The organism is Binatus sp. (SeqCode), from assembly GCF_036522015.1.
Classification (GTDB): domain Bacteria; phylum Desulfobacterota; class Binatia; order Binatales; family Binataceae; genus Binatus.
Map to the genome: position 1 here is coordinate 1 of NZ_DATDGQ010000189.1, position 22,057 is coordinate 22,057.

Here is a 22,057-nt window from a genome sequence, read left to right on the forward strand (position 1 = left end):
ATCCAAGGTGACGAGAGCACGCTTGTTCTGCCGAAATTGGAAGGGCCACGATTGCCGCCAGCTCCTCCCGTCATCGAGGCGCCGAACATCCCTTCTGCGTTCCAAGGTTGCTGGGAAGGCGACCCTGACGGGTTCGATTGGGTAGCAACCGATCCGGGACTGATGGCGGTAGGCGGTCCTGGGAAGATTACGTTCTGCTATTCAGAGCACGAGGTCTCTGTGCCCAACGCAGAAGTGCGAATCTCTGTCGCCGCCCACGCTCTCGACGTGCTAGCGCACCTTGGCTTGGGGTTCAGCACGTTCGCGGCTCACGGAATAAGCACGGACCTCTACGCGATCACGCCGACACGGATGAGAGGGCGGACAGATTTAGTGGTCGTCCACACCGATCATTGGCTGTACGTGATTCCTGCTCATACGGGCCAGCCCAGCGAGGTTGACTGGACAGCGCGTCTCACCGCCCCGGATGCGGTTCTGATGGAGGCGCAACAGATCATTCTTAACTCGGGCCTTCGGATGTGGGGCGGTTGGCATGCTGTGTTTCATCGCGTCGCAGACACGCCGCCGTAAGACTGTCAGAATCTCCCGCCCGGCCACCCCGACCATTTTCGTCAGCAGCTCGGGCTGGTGATATCGAAAGTTCCTCCGTCGGATTGTTTGCATCCGAAAATCGAATATGTGCCGGATGCTTCTTTCGGCGCGACCAAGGCGCCGACCATCGCAATTTTGCAGTTGGTGCCTCGCGCCCTGAGAGTCGCGGTGATCGAGTCGCCGTTGATCTTGCCCTTGAACTTTCCACTTGCTCCTAAAGTGTCCGACCAACTGCCGCTGAGTTTTGTACCTTTCTGTTTAACCTGCAGACTGATCGTGCCGCTTCCGAAAGCGTTGTCATTTATCGACCCACACCAAGGTCCCGCGACATTCGCGGGTGATGATTTTGTGGCGAACTCGCTAGTGTCATCGGCTGAATCATCTTGGGCGGCGGCGGCGGTTTGGGTCGAATCCTGTGCCCACGCGACTGCACTGTAAGGCCCGATTTCCGCTGGAAGCCCACCAACGCCGTTGACTCCGAGCGAAACTGACGCAAATGCCAGAATTGCGAAAGCAATTCTACGCACCATGCTGCACCCCCTCTTGCGAATAGACTTTTAGTTATCTGAGAACAATTTGCCTCTTTTGACGCGCGAATCTCAAGTCTTTCGCGACGCATCGGAATCGTCCGCGCGTTTCGCCTTCCGTACCCCTATCCCGCGTAAAATTTTCTCACTTCCAGAAACCCGTGATTGGTGCTGCTTTCGTCCTCGGCAAAAATCGATGGCATAGTTTTCGCTTGTTTTGCGCGCATTACCTTTGATTTTCGAGGCGCAACTTGCGCGTACAGAGGATTTTCCTGGCGCTTGGCGTTCTTCCACAGGTAAGTGCGGAGAGATGAATTTGGATACCAACGGAAGTTTCGGAGGCGCCGGTAGTCGCCGCCTGCGCATCGCGCAGATCGCTCCTCTGTATGAGAGCGTGCCGCCAAAGCTCTACGGCGGCACTGAACGTGTGGTTTCGTACGTCACCGAGGAACTCGTGCGACGTGGCCATGAGGTGACGCTGTTTGCGGCCGGTGATTCGCAGACACGGGCGAAGCTTGTAGCCGCGTGTCCGCAGGCTCTGCGTCTCATGGGGAAACCGGACCTCGGAGCGTCGTTGCAGTTAGCAATGCTGGCCGAAGTATTCGAAACGGCTCGCGACAATTTCGATATCGTCCATTCGCATATCGACTACTGGTCGTTTCCGTTTGCTACCCTGACGGGCGTGCCGACGGTTTCCACGATGCATGGACGCCTGGACATCCCCGACCTTCATCCTGTGTATCATCGATTTCCCGAAGCGGCGCTTGTGTCGATCAGCGATTCGCAGCGCGCGCCGCTGGCGCAGATGAATTGGGTGGCGACGGTGCATCACGGCATGCCGCGCGACCTGCTTCGCTGCAACGAACGCAGCGGAAAGTATCTCGCCTTCATCGGACGGATATCGCCTGAAAAAGGCATCGACGTGGCGATCGAAGTCGCGCTCAGGTCGGGAGTGCCGCTCAAGATCGCCGCCAAAGTCGATGCGGTTGACCGCGAATATTTCGCCGATGTGATCAAGCCACGCATCAAGCCGCCGATGATCGAATACATCGGCGAGATCGATGACGTGCAGAAAAGCGAGTTTCTCGGCGGCGCACTCGCGCTGCTCTTCACAATCGACTGGCCCGAGCCCTTCGGCCTCGCGATGATCGAAGCACTCGCATGCGGCACGCCGGTCATCGCGCGTCCGTGCGGAGCGGTTCCCGAAGTTATCAGGCCGGGGGTCACCGGATTCCTTGCAAAGGAAGTCGACGAATTGGTGACTGCAGTAGGCAGGATCGATTCGATTCCGCGGGAGCAATGCCGGCGCGAGTTCGAGGAGCGCTTCTCGTCGGAGGTGATGATCGCGAAATACGAACGCGTTTACCATCGACTGATCGGCCGCGACTCGGACGTGGCAGTGGGGAAATTCGAAATGCAGCAGGCGGCTGTCGGCCGATAGACGGCCGGTGATAGACTGCCGTTCGAGGCGCGCGCTCCAGAATCGCCGCGCACCGACAACGCATCATGGCACAACGCAGGGCTACCGCCGCGCCGGCGCAGACCGTCGTCAAAGTAGGCTCCGACTACTATGTGCTGGCCTCCTCGCTCGCGTCGCGACGAGCGAGCCAGGTGCTCGCCAACGGGCAGAGTTTCGCGGTCTTCGAGACGGCCGGTGACATTATAGATTCGCCGCTCGAGGCGCTCGGATTCTTCAACTCCGATACGCGGCATTTGAGCCGCTTCGAGATGCTGATTGCGGGGGCCGAGCCCTACTTTTTGAACTCTTATCTGAGCGACGATCGCGCACAGTTCCGCGCGACGCTTACCAACGCCGATTTGGGAAAGAAGGGTCAGCCGGATTGGCTGCCGCGCAACTCGATCAGAGTGAACCGCGGATGGGTGCTCGATGGCGCCGCGTTGTATCATCGGCTGACGCTGCACAATTACGTCGGCGCAGCGGTCGACATTGAGATCGATTTTTACTACGCCGTTGATTTCGCGGACGTCTTCGAAGTACGCGGCCTGCGCCGCAAGCGGCGAGGTGAAATGTTGAGTCCTTCGGTTGACGACCGGGGGGTCGAGCTTCGTTACCGGGGTCTCGACAACGCCGTGCGTTCGACCGAGATTCGCTTCGATACCGCTCCCACCGCGATAGACGAGAATAGCGCGGTGTTCGCGCTACACCTCGAGCCGGGCGAAAATCGCCAGCTCGAATGCCAGGTTACGGCCGGCGGAGAATCGCCGGGGTACGCCGGCGTCGCGGCGAATCGCGCCGCCGACTTCGGCGCGGCGCTCGAGGAACGGCAATCCGAGCTCGCACAATTCCGCAGCGAGTGGGCCGTCATCTCGGCCAGCAACAACGAATTCGCCACGATGATTCGGGGTGCGGGCGTCGATCTGACTTCGATTGTTGCGCGCGGCGACAGCAGCGGCGCGTTCATCATGGCGGGCGTTCCGTGGTTCGCCACGCTCTTCGGGCGCGACAGCATAATCACGGCGCTGTCGGTGCTTCCGTTTCATCCGCAAATCGCGGTGCGCACGCTGCGGACTCTTGCGAGGCTCCAGGGCGACACGATCAACGAAGCGCGCGATGAGCAGCCCGGCAAGATCGTGCACGAGATTCGAAGCGGCGAGATGGCGGCGACCGGCGAAATACCGTTCGGCAGGTATTACGGCAGCGTGGATGCGACTCCGCTGTTCCTGTGGCTGTACGGACGCTGCGTCGAGTCCACCGGAGACCTTCAGCTCGCCGACGAATTGTGGCCCAACGTCGAACGCGCCATCGGGTGGATCGAGAAATGGGGCGATCGCGACGGCGACGGTTACGTCAAATATATGCGCGAAACTCCGCGCGGGCTCGCCAACCAGGGTTGGAAGGATTCGGAGGACGCGATCTTTCATCACGATGGCGCGCTGGCACGTCCTCCGATCGCGCTGGCCGAGGTGCAGGGCTACGTTTATGCGGCGTGCACGCAAGTCGCGTCGGTGGCGGCGCGGCTGGGGCGCGGCAACGTAGCGGATCGTCTGCTTACGCGCGCATCAGCGCTGAAACGATCTTTCGAGCGGGACTTCTGGCTCGATCGGGAGGGCATGATTGCACTGGCTATCGACGGCGAGGGCCGCCCATGCCGCGTGATGACTTCGAACGGCGGTCATTGTCTCGCGACGGGGATCGTCGATGGCGATCGCGCGGCCGCCATGTGCAAGCGGCTGCTCGCCGATGACATGTACTCCGGATGGGGAATCCGCACGCTCTCGGGCAGTGAGAAACGCTACAACCCGATGAGCTATCACAACGGTTCGGTGTGGCCGCATGACAACGCGATGGCTGCGCTCGGACTCGCGCGCGCCGGAGATCATGCAGGCGTGCTCAAGGTGCTCGAAGGTCTGTTCGACGCGTCGGAACAACTCAACAGTTCGAGTTTGCCTGAACTTTTCTGCGGCTTCCGGCGCGAGATTGGTCTCGGGCCGGTTCCGTATCCGGTGGCGTGCTATCCGCAAGCATGGTCGGCGGCGAGCGTGTTCATGATCCTGCAAGCGATGCTTGGGATGCGCGTGCTCGGCTTCGAGCGGCGCGTTGTTTTCGACACCCACTCAATTCCATCGTGGCTGGATTGGCTCAGCATCGATAAGCTGCGAGTCGGCGACGGCCGCGTCTCGTTCGAGCTGCGGCGTTGTCCGAATGGCGCCGCGATCGAAGTCAAAGAAAAGTCAGGCGACATTCGCGTCGAAGTCTGATTCGTCTACTGCCGCGGCGTTCCTGTAGCGGACGGCGTCGGGCGATTGGTCGGTGTCAGAGTATCGGTTGGAGTTGCCGACGGGGTCGGAGTCAGAGTGTCGGTCGGAGTTTCCGACGGAGTCGGAGTTGCTGATGGTGTCGGACGTATCCAGGCGATGGGCTCGCGGCCAAAGATGAGCGTCGCGTTGTGGCCCGCGCGCGCTTCGGTCATCTGGCCGGTGGTAACGAATCGGTTCGCCACAGGATCGAAAATTTCGGCGCTGGAGAGCGGCTTGTAGTCCGGATCCCATCCGCCCGCGAGCAGCACCGTTCCGTCCGGCAAGAGCGTAGCCGAATGTCCGGAACGAGCTTCGACCATCTCGGGTCCGGCGACAAACTGGTGCGATTCCGGATCGTAAAACTCGGACGATTTGTCGGCGCGTCCACCCGCGAGCAGAACGCGTCCGTCAGCAAGGAGCGTTGCGGTATGTCCGGCACGGCTCTGAGTCAGCTTGGGTCCGGGGCTGACGGCTCGGCCCACTTCGTCGAAGATTTCGCTGGTGTCAACTGCGCTGCTCCTGGCGAACGGACAACCGCCCGCGATCAGAACGAGCCCATCACCGAGCGGCGTCGCGGTGTGATAGAGGCGATTGTCGTCCAGCTTTCCGGCGAACTGAAACTTTCCGGTAGCGGGATCGTAAACCTCGACTTTCTGCAATCCACCGCCGGCGATCAACACGCCGCCGCGGCGCAGCAAGGTCGCGGTTTGACCGTGGCGGCTCGACGCCATCGCACCGGTTTCGGCAAACGTGTTCGACGCTGGATCGTAGAGCTCGGCGGCCGGCGAGTCACCGCCCACGATCAACACTTTGCCGTTTTGCAAAGGCGTGACAGTCGGCTCGTCGCGGGAATATTTCATGCTCGGCACCGCAACGAATTTGCCGTCGCCCGAATTGAAGACTTCGGCGGAACGCAAAATCCACGGCATCGCCGGTCCGGGAAACACGTTCAAAGGGACCAGCAGAGTGTTGATGCCGCCGACGATCAGAACTTTGTCGATTCCGATCGCCGCCGCCGAGAATTGATCGCGCCTCTCGTTCATCGCGGCGATTGGCAGAAACCGGCGCAGCGCGGGATCGTAAATCTCGGCTGAACTGAGCACGCCCGGAGTGTCTCCGGTGGGCCGATCGACGGAGCCGGTGCCACCCTCGATCAGGACAATCGCTTTCAAGGCCGCCGGCGTGATCGTCGATGTAGGCGACGCCTCCCGCGCACTGCCGGCGGGCTCGCGTCCTTGCGCACAAGGCGTTGGCGAGAAGATGCCGAGAGCGATCGCGCACAGAAGGCTCGCACCCGTGCTCCGCGCAAAGAGTGAAACTTTGAAGCCTTCTCTCATCCCCTCACCTATCGGCCGCCTGGCGCGGATTTTCGGCCTCCGCTGGCCAGGGGTTGTGTCGAACTTCATTCCATTGATCCTCGAGCGCCGATTGCTCGAGCGTCAGGCCGCGGGTTTCATCGATGAAGAGCCCGAAGATGATGGCGCTCGGAATTCCGAGCAATGCCAGGTAGCGAATGACGCTCGCGAGTCCGCCAAACGGTCCGATCAACGCGGCGATCAGCACCTGCGCGAGCATCGAGAACGCCGCCGCAGTTATTCCCTGCGCTCCGATCATGGTGGTGCGCAGCGCAGCGGGGAAAAGTTCGGTCGCGGCGGAGTTCGCGCCGACGGTCATCACGTCGGACGCGATTTTAAACCAGCAATACACGACGACCAGCCACATGAACGGCCAACTTACGAACGTGGGCGGACCGTAGTAAAACGCGAACGCGCCGAGCCATGCCGCGCCGCCCATATAGAACACCGTCGGCACGCGTCCGAACCGCTCCGAGGTCCACGCTCCCAGCGGAAATCCGATCATGCCCACGCCCATTCCGGTAACCACCAGCGTGCTTGCGGCTACTGGCGAGAGGCCGAGGATCGAGACTGCTTGATAGTAGAGCCAGCCGTTAACCGCGGTGCCGGCGATCGTGTCGAGCGCGGCGCAGGTCAGTAATGCGATCGAGCGGCGCCGATAGATCGGGTGAAAAATATCGTAGAAGTGACTGCGCTTCGCGCTTCCACTCGAAACGGCGCTCGACCATTTCGATTGCGCCGGCAGCATCATGGCCACCGGCACTACCAGCAGGATGCCGGCTGCCGACGGCGCCAGGAGCCATCGCCACGAATAGTTCCATGCCAGCAGCGCCGGAATGATCAGATAGCCAAGGACGCCGCCGATTGCGCTGGCCAAGGCCACGACCGCCTGGCCTCGAGCGCGCTGCTTGACCGGTAGTTCCTCGGCGAGCAACACGATCGCCGACGAGACTGATCCGCCAAGCAGTGCCGAAACCATTATCTCGCACGCAGCAAACGCTCCAGCCGTGGGCGCCAGCGCGGCTCCGAAGGAAAAGAGCGGGGCGAGCAGCAGAGCGCCGAGAATCACTGGCCGGCGTCCGACGCGATCGGCCACCCGCGCGAGCAGCAGCGAGCCAAACGCGGATATCGCCATCCACGCAAAAAGTCTCGCGAGCTTGCCCTCATCCAGCGCAAAACTTTTCGCGATCCACGGCGACGCGATACCGACGATCGACAGCGTGTAGCCCTGGTAGAGCAGCAGAATGACGATGGCGCCGACGGTGGTGCTCGATCTCGGCCGTTGCGCGGAAGCGTCGTTTACTGCCTTCGTTTTGACCTTTTGCTTCGCCACTGAGCACTCCGCCGCAAATTCAAGCGAAATCCGCGCCAACACATTTTTGTTGGCATCGAGTCAGCGGCTCTTCACCTTTCCATATCGGTTACTAAGCCCGACGATTCAGGACCCTAAAATTTCACACGATCCGCCTTGCAGGCTGCCTACTCCCAAAATCTCACGAGAATTCAAGGCCCGCGATAAGGCATGCACGTTGCTTTCCAATGAAGGCCGAGTTTTCTGCCCGGCACACCCCGTTTCATTTGAGGAATTCGTTGAGGGATTGTATGAATCCGGACCCGGAAAAATTTTCAAACTCGGTAATTTTTAGATTCGTCGGATTCGTTAAGCCATATCTGCGTTTGGTGATCGGCGCCGCGTTGATGGGCGTCGGCAAGTTCACGCTGCCGCTGGCGTTTCCGCTTGCCTTCAAATACGTCATCGACGTTCTGCTTAGTTCGCCGCCCAAATTTGACGGCATCATGCGACTGATCGACGGATGGTGCGTTGGACTTTCCGGGCTGGCTGGTTATGCCGCGACTCCTACCAACAAGTTGGCCGCGTTAAGTGTGGTGATGCTGGCGCTGTACGCACTTCAGTCGATCGCCAGCTTTTATCGCAACTATTGGGCGGGCCTGGCCGGCAACCAGCTGATTTTCGACCTTCAGAGGCGCTTGTTCTCGCATCTGCAAAGTCTTCCGCATTCGTTCTTCGATCAGAACCCGAGCGGTGCGATTGTCTCGCGCGTCCTCAATGACGTTCAGCAGGCTAATGAACTGGTAGGGTCCGCGCTGATCGACGTCTGGATGGACGGGGTCTCGCTGACGCTGGTGGTGGTCGCGTTGCTGGCACTCAACTGGCATCTCGCACTCGTGGCGCTTTGCATCTCGCCGCTGTGGGTCGCGTTCATGCGATTCTTCGCGCCCCGGATCAAATCTGTGAGTCATCGGATGCAGGAGACGGTCGCAGAGATTTCCGGCGAAGTTCACGAACGGGTGGTCGGCGCGAGTACGATCAAATCTTTGTGCCGCGAGGACCTCGAGGTCGAGCAATTCCGCGGACAGACCGAGCGGCTGCTGCAACGCACGATCGACAAGGTGAAACTCGCAGCGCGCCAGGAGATGCTGATTCAGCTACTGACTCGCGCCGCGCCGACGGTGGTCATCTGGGTCGGTGCGCTCATGATCATCCGGGGCACCATGACACTCGGTACGATGGTCGCATTTTTCTCGTATCTCGGATTTCTCTATCTGCCGCTGGAACGATTCGCCCAACTGTCGGTTGTGTTCTCCGCCTCGATGGCGGCCATCGAGCGCATCTTTGCGTTTCTCGATCTGAAACCCGAGATAACCGATCACGCGCTCAGCCGTCCTTTTGCGGTGCGCAGCGGATCCGTTCAGTTCGACGATGTGTCCTTCAGCTATGGCGCACGCAATGGGGTGTCGCCCAGGCCGGCTCTGGAAGGCCTGAATCTGCACGTTCCCGGCGGCTGCCGGGTCGCGCTGGTCGGACGGTCCGGCGCGGGCAAGACGACGATGGCGAGTCTGATTCCGCGGTTCTATGAAGCGACACGCGGCCGCGTTCTGATCGATGGCCGGGATGTTCGTCACTACACGCTCAAGTCGTTGCGCGAGCACGTCGCGCTGGTCGCGCAGGACGCGCTGCTGTTCAGCGCCAGTATCAGGAATAACCTGCGCTACGCGCGCCCCGATGCGACCGACGAGATGCTCCTTCACGCGCTCGAGATGGCTAACCTGCGAGAGTTCGTCGAAAGCCTGCCCGACGGACTGGATACGATCATTGGGGAACGAGGCTTCAAGATTTCCGGTGGCCAGCGTCAGCGGCTCGCGATCGCGCGCGCGTTTTTGAAGGACTCGAAGATCGTAATCCTCGACGAAGCGACATCGGCGGTGGACTCGGAATCGGAGAATCAGATTCATCGAGCAATGGAGCTGCTGATGATTGGCCGAACGGTATTCCTGATCGCGCATCGCCTGCGCAGCGCGGTTACCGCCGACCTGATCGTCGTCATGGGTAACGGACGCATCGTCGAGACGGGCAGGCACGCGGATCTGATGCGACGCGGAGGCGCGTACGCCAGGCTCTTCAACGAGCAAACGCGAGGGTTGTCGCTGGAACCGCAAGCAATACGCGGATTCCATCAACGACTGGCCTCGCTCTGATCGGCTGACGGGCGTGTAAGATCTCCCGATCTACCGCGTCGGTCCACATTTAGTGCTAAGTTCACGCCGCAGCGCCGAATCGGGTTGAACTGCCGGCCGCGCATCTCGTTATAATGTGAGTTGCGGCCCTTGTAGATGTCGGCGATGCCTTCGTATCAAACTCGAACTGATTCTCAGATCGTCTCGCCCGAGCGGCGGCTCAACCACATCATAATCGAAGACGTAACGCCTTCGGTCGAAGGAGGCCGCTATCCGGCGAAGCGGATTGCGGGCGAGTCATGCGTCGTCGAGGCGGATATCTTTCGTGACGGGCATCAGGTGTTGCGCGCCGCGGTCAAATGGCGCCGCAAACGGGACGAGGTTTTCGACGAGGCTTCGATGGCTGCGTTCGACAACGATCGCTGGCGCGGCGAGTTCTGCCCCACCGAAAATGCTCGCTACGTTTTCACCATCGAAGCATGGACTGACCTGTTTGCTACGTGGCTCGCGGATTTCACCAAGAAAGTGAAGGCTGCGCGGCCGGTGGCGTCCGATGTTCTCGAGGGTATCGCACTCGTCGAAAAAATGAGCTCGCGCGCGGATCGAGCTGATCGCGAATTGTTCGAGCGCACACTCGCGCGATTGCGGAAAACAAACGATGGCGCGACGGCGCTCGCGATCGTCAGCGAGGCCAACATTTCTGTTGCGGCGGAGCGCGTCGGCGAGCGATCCGGTCTGACGCGATTCGAACCGCTACTGGAGCTCGTCGTCGATCGCGAGAAGGCTCGATTTGGTACGTGGTACGAGATGTTCGTCCGATCGCAGGGCGTTGCGCCCGGGAAGCCCGGCACCTTCCGCGACGCCGAGCGCCGGCTGCCCGAGCTTCGCGACCTGGGCTTCGACGTTGTGTACCTGGCGCCGATTCATCCGATCGGCCACACGAATCGCAAGGGTCCGGGCAATGCGTTGAACGGCGGATCGAATTCTCCCGGCAGTCCGTGGGCGATTGGTAGTGAGGCCGGCGGGCATACTGCGATTGAGCCGGCGATCGGCACGATCGGCGATTTCGATCGCTTCAACGCGGCGGCCAACCGTCTTGGAATCGAGGTGGCACTCGATTTTGCAATCCAATGCTCGCCTGACCATCCATGGGTCCGCGAGCATCCGAATTGGTTTCAACATCGCCCCGACGGCAGCATCAAGTATGCCGAGAACCCGCCCAAGGAATACCAGGATATTTATCCAATCGATTTCGATACCTCCGATCAGCGCGGATTGCTCGAGGAGCTGATGCGGGTGGTGAGATTCTGGCGCGAGCATGGCGTGAAGATCTTCCGCGTCGACAATCCGCATACCAAGCCGGTGCAATTCTGGAACTGGCTAATCAATGAAGTGCAGGCCACCAATCCGGAAGTGATTTTCCTCGCTGAAGCGTTTACCCGTCCGAAGATGATGAAGGCGCTGGCCAAAGCCGGCTTTACTCAGTCGTATACCTACTTCACCTGGCGCAATACCAAGTTCGAATTGACTGAGTATCTGACAGAGCTGACGCAGACACCCATGAAGGAGTATTTCCGGCCCAACTTCTTTACCAACACTCCCGACATTCTCGCGCCGGTACTGCAAACCGGCGGACGCGCGGCTTTCAAGATGCGGCTGGTACTGGCAGCAACTCTATCCCCCTCCTACGGCATCTACAGCGGCTATGAACTGTGCGAGAACGAAGCGGTGCCCGGCACCGAAGAATACCTCAACTCCGAGAAGTACGAGTACAAGGTCCGCGATTGGAACCGACCAGGAAATATCAAGGAGTTCATCGGGCGGGTTAACACGATTCGTCGCGACAATCCTGCGCTTCAACAGTTCCTCAACCTGCGGTTTCTGAGCACTGACAACGATCAAATTCTGTTCTTCTCGAAAGCTACCCCGGACAGGAACAATGTCATCCTGGTGGCCGTTAATCTGGATCCATCGAACGCGCATTACTGCACCGCGCATGTGCCCCCGGAGGTGGTTGGCATAGCACCTGGCGGAAGTTATCGAGTCACGGATCTGTTGACCGGTGCGAAGTATGTGTGGTCCGAACATAACTACGTGCGACTCGATCCTGGTGTCGAGCCTGCCCATATCCTGCGCGTCGAAGGGCGTCTCTGAGTTCCACACGTGCCCACCAAGCAACAGCCTAAAAACGGTTCGGCGTCCGATCCTCTATGGTACAAGGACGCTATTTTCTATGAACTGCGCGTCCGTTCCTTTTACGACAGCAATGGCGACGGTATCGGCGACTTCCCCGGCCTGACGGCAAAACTCGATTACCTGCATTCGCTGGGAGTCACCACTCTCTGGCTGCTGCCTTTTTATCCGTCGCCGATGCGTGACGACGGATACGACATCGCCGACTACACCAATATCCATCCTTCATGCGGGACTTTGCGCGACTTCAAAATATTTATTCGCGAGGCGCATCGCCGCGATCTGAAGATAGTCACTGAACTAGTACTGAATCATACTTCGGATCGTCACGAATGGTTTCAACGCGCGCGCCGTTCACCGGCTGGAAGTGTATTTCGCGATTACTATGTCTGGAGTGACACGCCCGAGCGCTACAAGGACGCGCGAATAATTTTTCAGGACTTCGAGCCGTCCAACTGGTCATTCGATCCGCTTGCCAAGGCGTACTACTTCCATCGGTTTTACTCGCATCAGCCGGATTTGAACTATGACAACCCGGCAGTCATCCGCGAAATTCGAAAAGTGATCTCCTTCTGGCTGGGTATGGGCGTCGACGGTCTCCGGCTCGACGCGGTTCCCTATATCTTCAAGCGCGAAGGAACGAATTGCGAGAATCTGCCCGAAACCCACGCATTCCTGCGAGAATTGAGATCATATATAGACGAGAGATTCCCCGGCCGAATGCTGCTGGCCGAGGCTAATCAGTGGCCGGAAGACGCCGTCGCGTACCTGGCGGAAGGCAAGGAATGCAACATGGCGTTCCACTTTCCCCTGATGCCTCGAATGTTCATGTCGGTACGAATGGAGGATCGGTTTCCCCTAACCGACATCTGGGCGCAGACCCCGGAGATCGATCCTACATGCCAGTGGGCATTGTTTCTGCGTAATCACGACGAACTGACGCTCGAAATGGTTACTGACGAAGAGCGCGATTATATGTATCGCGCTTACGCGCAGGACGCGCGAATGAGAGTCAATCTGGGTATTCGCCGGCGGCTTGCACCTCTGCTGGGTAATCATCGACGTACTATTGAACTGAATAATGCTTTGCTGTGTTCATTGCCGGGAACGCCGGTCATTTACTACGGCGATGAAATTGGAATGGGAGACAACGTGTACCTGGGCGATCGGGATGGAGTGCGTACCCCGATGCAATGGAGCGCGGATCGCAACGCCGGATTTTCCGCGGCCAATCCGCAGCGTCTCATCCTGCCCGTGATCATCGATCCCGAGTACCACTACCAAAGTACCAACGTCGAAGCGCACGAGAGCAATCGACATTCGCTGCTTTGGTGGATGCGTCGGTTGCTCGCCCTGCGCAAACAGCATAAGGCATTCGGCCGCGGCACGATGCAGTTTCTCAGTCCTGAGAATTCACACGTGCTGGCCTTCATTCGTGCTTATGAAAACGAAAACATTCTGGTAGTCGCCAATCTTTCGCGATTCGTTCAATACGTTGAGCTCGATCTCGCAAAGTTCAAGGGCATGACGCCGATCGAGTTGTTCGGCCGCACGCCTTTTCCGGCTATCGGCGATCTACCCTATCTTCTCACGCTCGGACCGCATGCCTTCTTCTGGTTTTCGATCGAACCTCCAAAGACCACTGCCACAGCAGACCGATCGGAGTACGAAATTCCGCGCATCGAGTTGAATGCGAGCTTCGACGGTATCCTCCGTGGCGACTCACGTCAGCAACTCGAACGACTCTTACCAGGTTACCTGCAGCATTGCCGATGGTTCCGCGCAAAGTCCCGAACCGTGACCGCGGTACACTTCGCGGAGTCGATGCCAATGTCGGAGGGACCAGCCGTTCCGCAACTTACGCTGCTGAACGTCGAATACTCCAATGCCGAACCTGAAACCTACTTGTTGCCACTGGCTATAGCTATTGGAGATCGGGCGCGCGATGTGCGTTCGCGGTGGCCGGAACACGTCATTGCCGAAGTGACTAGTTCGGGACGCAACGGCGACGGCGACGGAATCCTTTTCGATGCGGCAGTCGATCCGGATTTTCTGAATGCGCTACTCGAGATCATCGCCAGGCGCCGGCGTCACCGAGGCTCGGTAGGCGAGCTTCTGCCGGGCGCCACCCAGGCGTTTCATCAGTTGCGCGGCGATCCCGAATCGCGGCTCGAACCCCGCATCCTCAAGACGGAACAGAGCAACAGCTCGGTCGTATACGGTGACCGGTTCATCATCAAACTTTTTCGCCGCATCGAAGCCGGCTTGAATCCTGACCTCGAGATTGGTCGCTTCCTGACTACCCATGCGCTGTTTTCCCACGTCCCCCCGCTCGCTGGATGGATCGACTACAGTTCCGCGAGCGGCGAACGAAGGAACATCGCGGTGCTGCAGGGCTTCGTCCCCAATGAGGGCGACGCGTGGCAGTTCACGCTGGGAGAATTGCACCGTTTTCTCGAAAACGCTGCGACCAGGTCGGAACCGGCGCCCGCGATGGAGAAGACGCTGGTCGAATTGCTGGCGCTGACGGAACCGAATCCGGTGGCTGCCGAGTTGATTGGTCACTATCTCGACGCGGCACGATTGATGGGCAAGCGGCTCGCCGAACTTCATCTCGCGTTGGCTTCCACAGCCGATGATCCCGATTTCGCACCTGAACCCTACTCGACCCTCTACCAGCGTTCGACGTTTCAATCGATGCAGAATTTGCTCGCCCGAGTGATGCGCATGCTCAACAATCGCGCGTCGATCGTTCCAAAAGACTTGCGCGATCAGGCGCAGCTGGTCGCTTCGCATCAGCCGGAGATCGCCGCACGATTCGACGCTTTCCTCCGCTGCCGCTTGAGTGTGGACCGAATGCGCATTCACGGCGACTTGCATCTCGGGCAGATTCTTTACACCGGCAGGGACTTCGCGATCATTGATTTCGAGGGCGAGCCTGCGCGTCCATTGAGCGAGCGCCGTCTCAAGCGCGCCGCATTGAGAGACGTTGCCGGGATGCTGCGCTCGTTTCACTACGCAGCGCTTACGTCGACAATCGAGCAGTTGCGAACCGGCGCCCTGGGCGACTTCAATTTTGCCGGCATGGAGCCGTGGGCGAACTTTTGGCGGACCTGGTCGTCATGGGCGTTGCTTAAAGGCTACCTGGAAGCGGCCGGTCACGCGTCATTCATACCGAAAAACGATGACGAGCTCAGCATCCTGCTCGACGCATTCGTAATGGACAAGGCTATTTACGAACTAGGTTACGAACTCAACAATCGTCCCGACTGGCTATTGATTCCATTACTCAGTATTGGTCAGTTGCTCGGGCTCGAGAGTAACAATACTCAAAACCTGATTGTGCCCAAACCCGGAATCCATGAAAGTCCGCGAGCATAACCAGCGGCTCCCGAAATCGAGCGACCCGGCGGTTTCAAATATTCCAGTCGAGGAACTGAAGCGCCTGCTGGCGCTCAGGCATCACGACCCGCATTCGATTCTTGGCGCGCATCCGACAGATCGCGGAGTGATTGTGCGCGCGTATCGTCCCGACGCTCAGAAAATATTTCTAATCGTTGACGGCGAGCCGCCGCGCGAGATGCTCATGCGGCCCGAACCGGGACTGTTCGAGATTCTTGTATCGGGAATGAGGCAAGTCTTTCCGTACCAGGTCAGGGTTCACTATCCGGGCGACTTTGTCGTGACGATTCGCGACCCGTACCCGTTCCCGCCGACGCTCGGCGAGCTCGACCTGCATTTGTGGGCCGAGCAAAAGCACGAACGGATCTGGGACAAGCTCGGCGCTCACGTTCGCGAACTGCAAGGTGTGCAAGGAACGTCCTTCGCAGTGTGGGCGCCTAATGCCGATGGCATCAGCCTGGTCGGCGATTTCAATAGCTGGGACGGCCGGCTCGACATGATGCGAATGCTCGGCAACTCCGGTGTCTGGGAAATCTTCGTCCCCGATCTGCCGGCCGGGACGCGATACAAATTCGAGATTCGTACTAATGCGGGCGAACTGACTATTAAGAGTGACCCATTTGCATTAGCTACTGAAAACCCGCCTGCTACCGCATCCAGAGTATATCAGTCCGACTACTCATTTGATGACGCCAAATGGATGTCCGAGCGAAACAGCGGCGACCCACTGCGCAAACCGGTTGCCATATATGAGATGCATCTCGGGTCCTGGCGGCGGGTTCCCGAAGAGGGCAACCGGCCGCTCAGCTATCGCGAACTTGCCTCGCAACTCGCAGGATATCTCGCCGACGTCGGCTTCACGCACGTCGAATTCCTTCCGGTGATGGAGCATCCGTTCACCGGTTCCTGGGGATATCAGACGACTGGTTACTATGCCCCTACTGCCCGCCACGGATCGCCCGACGACTTTCGTTACCTGATCGACTGCCTGCACCAGAATGGCATCGGAGTGATTCTCGACTGGACTCCCGCACATTTCCCAACGGATGCGTTTGGGCTCGGGCGCTTCGACGGCAGCGCGCTGTACGAGCATATCGATCCTCGCCAGGGCTTCCATCCCGAATGGAACACCTTCATTTTCAATTTCGGCCGCAACGAAGTGCGGAGTTTTCTGCTGGGCAGCGCGAAGTACTGGCTTGAAGAATTTCATGCCGACGGGATTCGCGTCGACGCCGTCTCGTCGATGCTCTACCTCGACTACGGGCGCAAGAACAGCGAGTGGATTCCGAATATCCATGGCGGCAACGAGAACCTCGAGGCGATTTCATTTCTCAAGGAGCTCAATCAGCAGATCTATGCGCGCCATCCGGACGTGATGATGATCGCCGAAGAGTCCACTTCATGGCCCGGAGTCAGCCGCCCGTTGTATGTCGGCGGTCTTGGCTTCGGCTTCAAGTGGGACATGGGATGGATGCACGACACGCTCGACTACTTCAGCAAGGAGCCGATTTACCGGCGCTTTCATCATCGCGATCTGACCTTCGGCTTCGTTTACGCGTGGTTCGAAAACTTCGTGCTGCCGCTGTCTCACGACGAGGTCGTTTATGGCAAGCGCTCACTGCTCGACAAGATGCCCGGCGATCGCTGGCAGAAGTTCGCCAACCTGCGCGCGCTGTTTGGATACATGTGGGCACGGCCGGGGAAGAAAATCCTTTTCATGGGCGGCGAGTTTGGCCAGTGGCGCGAATGGAATCATGACGCCAGCCTGGATTGGAATCTGCTCGATGAATCCGATCATCGCGGCGTGCAGAACCTGATTCGCGATCTCAATCGCATCTATCGCGCCGAGCCGGCGCTGTGGGAAGCGGATCATCTGCCCGCGGGTTTCCAATGGATCGATGCGAACAACTCGGATGAGAACGTAATCGCCTTCATGCGGATCGCACCGTCCAGCGGCCGCAAACTGATCTGCATATGTAATTTCGCGCCCATCGTGCGCACCGGCTATCGCGTCGGTGTTCCGGCGCCCGGCGTCTATCACGAAATTCTCAATAGTGACTCGACCCTCTACGGCGGGAGCAATCAGGGCAATGCGGGCGCGGTGACCGCGCAGCAAATCCCGTGGCATGGACTTCAGTATTCGCTGTCGCTAAGGCTGCCGCCGTTGGGGACTATTTGGTTCGAGGTTCCCTCCGCCGGCCGAGTGACGTAACCGATCCTCAGCCACCGCGTCTATTAGAGTGGGCCATCGGCGAGTGGAAGCGTTTGTCTTGCGAGCACCACAGGAAATTCAGGACCGAGCAGTTGATCATCGTCATTGCCGTGTTTCGTGCGCTTTCCTGGTCGCACTGATAACGATTTCGACTGTCGCATTGCCGAATGCGTCGACCTTCGCTGACACTTCGCTCGCGTTCAACGGCTATGCAACGGCGGCACGAGTCGACGACACTCCTGTCCAGTTGGCCCAGGCGAATCTCCCTTCCGGTGTCGGCAGTATCGATGACTACATGCGTCAGAACAACAATGGACCTTCGGGTGCAGCCGTTCCCCAACCGGGATATTCGCCGCAAGCCATCCCTCCGCAAAGCTATTACCCTCAAAGCGTGCCATCGCAGGAGTGGAACTATCGCTATGCTGATCCGAACTCGCAGCGCACGGCTCTGATCGGCGCCGCGGTCGTAGGTGCACTTGCCGTTGGACTATGGGCGTGGCAGCAGCACCAGCAACAACAAAATCTACGTTACGCCCGCGCTCGCAGACGTCACGGCCGCCAGCATGCTTTCGATAACTAGCTTGAATCGCTGTCGCGCGAATCAGGCGGGCTCGAGACGCTTACCCGTTGACGGATCAAAGAGATGCACTCTTGCCGTGTCAAAAAACAGCTTCAAACGCGCGCCGACTTCGACGCGTCGCGGCAATTCAGTGCAAATCGGAGAATCTCCAAGCTTCGCGTACACGATGTAGGTTGCGCCCGAGAACTCAACACTCCCGACCACGACCTCGATCGATCCGCGGCCCTGCCCTTCTTCCGTGCTTAGATCGTTGGGGCGAATTCCGACCCTGATTTCCGCAGGACTCCCTTCAGGCGGTTTGATTTTGAAATCGACGCCGTTGACGGTGAGGCTTCCGCTGGTCGATGCCTTCTCCGCGAGGAAAACGTTCATCGGCGGGTTGCCGACGAAGGTGCCGACAAATTCGCTCTGCGGGCAATCGAAAATCTCCTGAGGTCCTCCGACCTGCTCGACCCTTCCCTTGCGCATCACCACCAGCCGGTCTGCCAGCGCTAGCGCTTCGACCTGGTCGTGAGTCACGTACACGAAGGTACGCCCGGTGCGGCGCTGAAACTCTTTCAGCTCGAGCCGCAGCGACGCGCGCAATTGTGCGTCGAGGCTCGCGAGCGCCTCGTCCATCAGGATAATTTCCGGCTCGCGCACCAGCGCCCGGGCGAGCGCGACGCGTTGCCGTTCGCCGCCCGACAGCTCGCGCGGAAATCTTTTGAGATCCACAGTGAGTCCCGCCTTGGCAGCGCTCTCCTTCACGCGCCGTTCGGTCTCTTCCCGCGCGACGTGCCGGAGCTTCAACGGAAACGCGATGTTCTGAAACAGCGTCATGTGCGGATAAAGCGCGAAATTCTGAAACACCATCGCAATCGACTCGCGATGCGTCTTATTCGAGGCCTCGTTCGCTTCGCCAATTTGAATTTCCCCGCTGTCAGGAAATTCCAGGCCGGCGATCAGCCGAAGCAAGGTAGTTTTACCGCATCCCGACGGACCGAGCAGGACCAGAAATTCTCCGCTTTGCACGGTGAGAGAAATGTCGAAAACGCCTCCACCAGAGGGGAAACTGCGCGTCAGGCTGCGAAGGACGAGGTCATCCATGCATCCGCCTAGCGCGAACTCCCCGCAGTCAAAGCTCCCCGCAAGGACGGACCCAGCGCGACGACGACGCAGACCGCCGGAATCATCATAAGCAGCGCGAGTGCACTGGCGGGGCCGACGTTTCCGAACACGGTATAGTAGTAAAGCAGCGGCGGAAGCGTGCGATTAGTCTGCTGCACGAGCAACGCAAATCCAAATTCATCCCAGCTCAGGATGAAGCAAAGGATTAACGCCGTCGCGATCGAAGCGCGCGCCAGTGGCAGGTCGATCGTCAGAAAAATCCGCAGCGGCGACGCACCGTCGATCCACGCCGCTTCTTCGATCTCGAGAGGAATCGCAACGAAGGACGCGTACAACGTCAGCGCGGCGGTGGGTATCGCGAGCGCGGCGTGCACAATCGCCAGCCCGATTCCGCTTGGCGTGTCGTAGATTCCAACACTCGCCAGAATTATCCCGAGCGGAATCGCCACGGCAATCATCGGTAACAGCCGAATACCGGATACCGTCGAAAACCCGACGCCCTGCGCGAACGAGCTGCGCGCCATCGCATGCGCAAGCATCGCGCCAAGCAAAGTTGCGATCACGGCAGAGATAGTGGCGACGCCCAAACTCCTCAGCACGGCGCTGCGAAGTTCGTTGACCGCAAACACGCTGATGAAGTGCGCGAGTGTCAGATGATGCGGCATCCAATGCGGCGGCCACGCAAAGGTTTCGAGTTCCGGGGTTACCGACTGTTTCGCAAGCAGGTAGAGCGGCAACGTGGCAGCTATGAGCACGAACGCGTTCAGCGCGAAGCGCGCCGCTTGCAAAAGATCCCCGATACGATCGCCGCGTGCCGGATTGTTCACGCCAGGGCTCCATCGTCGCGCGAGAATCGGCGCGCAAGCAACAGACCGCCGAAGCCGATCACCGTCACCATCAGCGCAAGGATCATCGAGGCCGCCATCGCTTCGTGCGGTTTCTGAGCGTCATCCCACAAGCTGTACGAATAGGTCGAAAGCACGGGAACTCCCTCTGGCCCAGTGAGTACGAGCACAGTTGAAAAAATCCTCAGCGCGTCGATGCCGCGCAGGATCAGTGCGCCAACGATTGCCGGCATCAGCATCGGGAGCGTCACGAACCTGAAAGTGGCGAAAGTTCCAGCGCCGTCGAGACGCGCCGCTTCGTAGAGCTCGTCCGGGATTGTTTGCAACCCCGCCATCAACATCAGCATCACGACCGGAGTTACATGCCACGCGTCAACCACGATGACCGTGAGCATCGCGAGCGGGCTGCGCGGGCTGAGCCACGGAAGCGCGGGCATCCCCGCCGTTGCGATAGCGCCGTTCAGATATCCGCGCGGCATAAAGATATAGCGCGCGAGCGTCAGAATCACGATTTCGGGGATCGCAAATGGCAGTATCGCGGCAGTTTCGATCAATGCGGAGCGGTTGCGGCGCGCCGTCAACGTCAATGCCAACGCGAGTCCGAGTATAAATTCGACGACGACACTCCCGAACGGCACCAGCAGGTTGTTCGCGAGCGCGCGCAAGAACATCGAATCGTGGAAAAGAATCCGGTAGTTGGCGAGCGAAGGACCGTCATGATCGAAGGAAACGACCAGGCCATTCAACGCCGGCAGCACCAGCATTGCGATCATGAAGATGCACGGTACGACGACGAAGACCGTCCGAAGCCTCCTTGCGGCGGCATTCACAGCTGTGAACCTGGAGCGGATTCGGTGCAGGCGCATCGGTCGGCGGCGTCGAGGACGTTCGACGCGATCGCCGAAACTGGCGCAGTGTCGTTAAACAGCACGGCGCGAATTGCGCGCCGCCACTGATCGCTCAGATCGGCGTAGCAATCGACCGTCGGGCGCGCGCGCACGAACGCACCCATCGCGGTATAGCCGGCATAAAGTTGCGCGTCTTCGCTTCCCGGCGCCGGCGGAACACTGCCATACCATCCGAGTTCGCGGCTCAACTTCGCTTGTGTATCCGCCGTCAGCAGGTACCGAATGAACTCCGCGGCGAGCTTCGGATGAGGCGCGGAATTCGGAATGGCAAGGTAGCCGCCGCCGAGCGGAGTGGCGCTACCGTCGGGTCCCGCCGGAATTGGCGCACTAAGATTCACGTTGGGCGCCAAGCCTTTCGCGTGCAGATAGCCCATCGCAAACGGCCAGTTGAAATGGATCCACACCGATCCGCGAGCTTGCGCCTCGAGCACCGACATCTCGCGAAACACTCCGGACTCGTCGTTCAAGTCGGGTGCGAGTTGCCGGATAAAGTCGAGCGCTCGGAGCGAGCCCGGCGAATCCGGCGCGCATTCGCTGCCGCCCGCCGTCCATACGAAGGGCATCACATCGCAAACAGCGCCCTCGTAGCGTGCGCCTTTCAGCGCGAGCCTGCCGGGGTGCATGCGCGCGAAACGCTCGAGCTCGGCCCAGGTCGCAGGCGGCTTCGGCACCTCGACCCGATTGTAGATCATTGCCTGCCACATCAGCCGGTGCGGAACAAAGTAGAGTTGGCGATCGATGGTCGCCGCATCCCACGCTTCTTTCGAAAACAACCCCCGCGCCGGCGGCGATACTACGGTGTCCAGCGGCTGCGCGTACCCGTGAGCTTCTCCAAGTGTCGCTAGATCGAGTTCAACCAGGTCCAGCGTTCCATGACTCCCGGCTTGCACCCGCATCGCTTGCAGTATGTCGGTGTAGGTCTGTGCGAACACTTTCACATGCACGTGATGTTGCGATTCGAAATTGGCGACGAACGTTCCGTAGCGCGCGGCTTCGTCGGGGAAAACCGCCAGCGCGATGTTGAGCTGATCAGGCTCCGGTGAGCTGTGGCATCCCCCAACAAGCATCGCAAGCACCAGGGCTAGAGACAGCGTCGATGTC

The 22,057-nt window shown here is 59.5% G+C and carries 15 protein-coding genes; 9 read left to right on the forward strand and 6 right to left on the reverse strand.

Going from position 1 to position 22,057, the window contains the following annotated elements; all coding sequences use genetic code 11:
* The 4 genes from VIW95_RS07995 to VIW95_RS08010 form a co-directional block, all read left to right on the forward strand.
* Positions 1-570, forward strand: a 570-nt coding sequence (locus VIW95_RS07995; protein WP_331585166.1) for a hypothetical protein, incomplete at its 5' end; no start/stop codon positions are given.
* Between the two features lie 87 nt (positions 571-657).
* Positions 658-1,029 carry a hypothetical protein gene (locus tag VIW95_RS08000; RefSeq protein WP_331585168.1) on the forward strand — a complete coding sequence of 124 codons (372 nt, stop codon included), beginning with the start codon at positions 658-660 and terminating at the stop codon, positions 1,027-1,029.
* A gap of 447 nt (positions 1,030-1,476) precedes the next feature.
* Complete coding sequence (locus VIW95_RS08005; protein ID WP_414645273.1) at positions 1,477-2,559, forward strand: glycosyltransferase family 4 protein; 1,083 nt, start codon at positions 1,477-1,479, stop codon at positions 2,557-2,559.
* A 65-nt stretch (positions 2,560-2,624) separates the two neighbouring features.
* Entirely contained in the window at positions 2,625-4,838 is a 2,214-nt protein-coding gene (locus VIW95_RS08010; protein ID WP_331585172.1) for an amylo-alpha-1,6-glucosidase, read from the forward strand.
* A 5-nt stretch (positions 4,839-4,843) separates the two neighbouring features.
* On the opposite strand, the gene VIW95_RS08015 is transcribed toward VIW95_RS08010, so the two are convergent.
* Both VIW95_RS08015 and VIW95_RS08020 read right to left on the reverse strand, forming a co-directional pair.
* Positions 4,844-6,049, reverse strand: a complete 1,206-nt coding sequence (locus tag VIW95_RS08015; RefSeq protein ID WP_331585174.1) for a kelch repeat-containing protein — start codon at positions 6,047-6,049, stop codon at positions 4,844-4,846.
* Between the two features lie 169 nt (positions 6,050-6,218).
* Positions 6,219-7,565, reverse strand: a complete 1,347-nt coding sequence (locus tag VIW95_RS08020) for an MFS transporter (protein ID WP_331585176.1) — start codon at positions 7,563-7,565, stop codon at positions 6,219-6,221.
* 269 nt (positions 7,566-7,834) lie between these two features.
* Between VIW95_RS08020 and VIW95_RS08025 the strand changes: the two genes are divergently transcribed.
* The 5 genes from VIW95_RS08025 (at position 7,835) to VIW95_RS08045 (ending at position 18,096) form a co-directional block, all read left to right on the forward strand.
* Entirely contained in the window at positions 7,835-9,730 is a 1,896-nt protein-coding gene (locus VIW95_RS08025; RefSeq protein WP_331585179.1) for an ABC transporter ATP-binding protein, read from the forward strand.
* Positions 9,731-9,874: 144 nt separating this feature from the next.
* Entirely contained in the window at positions 9,875-11,863 is a 1,989-nt protein-coding gene (locus tag VIW95_RS08030; RefSeq protein WP_331585181.1) for an alpha-1,4-glucan--maltose-1-phosphate maltosyltransferase, read from the forward strand.
* 9 nt (positions 11,864-11,872) lie between these two features.
* Positions 11,873-15,283, forward strand: a complete 3,411-nt coding sequence (gene treS / locus VIW95_RS08035) for a maltose alpha-D-glucosyltransferase (RefSeq protein WP_331585183.1) — start codon at positions 11,873-11,875, stop codon at positions 15,281-15,283.
* Positions 15,264-17,516: a 1,4-alpha-glucan branching protein GlgB gene (glgB, locus tag VIW95_RS08040; RefSeq protein ID WP_331585185.1), complete on the forward strand. Its 2,253-nt coding sequence runs from the start codon at positions 15,264-15,266 to the stop codon at positions 17,514-17,516. Before treS ends, glgB begins: the two co-directional genes overlap by 20 nt.
* Positions 17,517-17,559: 43 nt before the next feature.
* Positions 17,560-18,096: a hypothetical protein gene (locus VIW95_RS08045; RefSeq protein WP_331585187.1), complete on the forward strand. Its 537-nt coding sequence runs from the start codon at positions 17,560-17,562 to the stop codon at positions 18,094-18,096.
* 21 nt (positions 18,097-18,117) lie between these two features.
* Here VIW95_RS08045 and VIW95_RS08050 read toward each other — a convergent pair whose 3' ends face one another.
* Genes VIW95_RS08050 through VIW95_RS08065 form a run of 4 tightly spaced genes read right to left on the reverse strand, consistent with a single transcriptional unit; the run spans position 18,118 to position 22,023 of the window.
* Entirely contained in the window at positions 18,118-19,182 is a 1,065-nt protein-coding gene (locus VIW95_RS08050) for an ABC transporter ATP-binding protein (protein ID WP_331585189.1), read from the reverse strand.
* A gap of 8 nt (positions 19,183-19,190) precedes the next feature.
* The gene (locus VIW95_RS08055; protein WP_331585191.1) at positions 19,191-20,030 is read right to left on the reverse strand and encodes a carbohydrate ABC transporter permease; all 840 of its coding nucleotides are present in this window, start codon (positions 20,028-20,030) and stop codon (positions 19,191-19,193) included.
* Positions 20,027-20,821: a sugar ABC transporter permease gene (locus tag VIW95_RS08060; RefSeq protein ID WP_331585193.1), complete on the reverse strand. Its 795-nt coding sequence runs from the start codon at positions 20,819-20,821 to the stop codon at positions 20,027-20,029. The genes VIW95_RS08055 and VIW95_RS08060 overlap by 4 nt, the downstream gene beginning before the upstream one ends.
* A 53-nt stretch (positions 20,822-20,874) precedes the next feature.
* On the reverse strand, positions 20,875-22,023 hold the full coding sequence (locus VIW95_RS08065) for an extracellular solute-binding protein (RefSeq protein WP_331585201.1): 1,149 nt from the start codon (positions 22,021-22,023) through the stop codon (positions 20,875-20,877).
* Positions 22,024-22,057 lie beyond the last annotated feature (34 nt).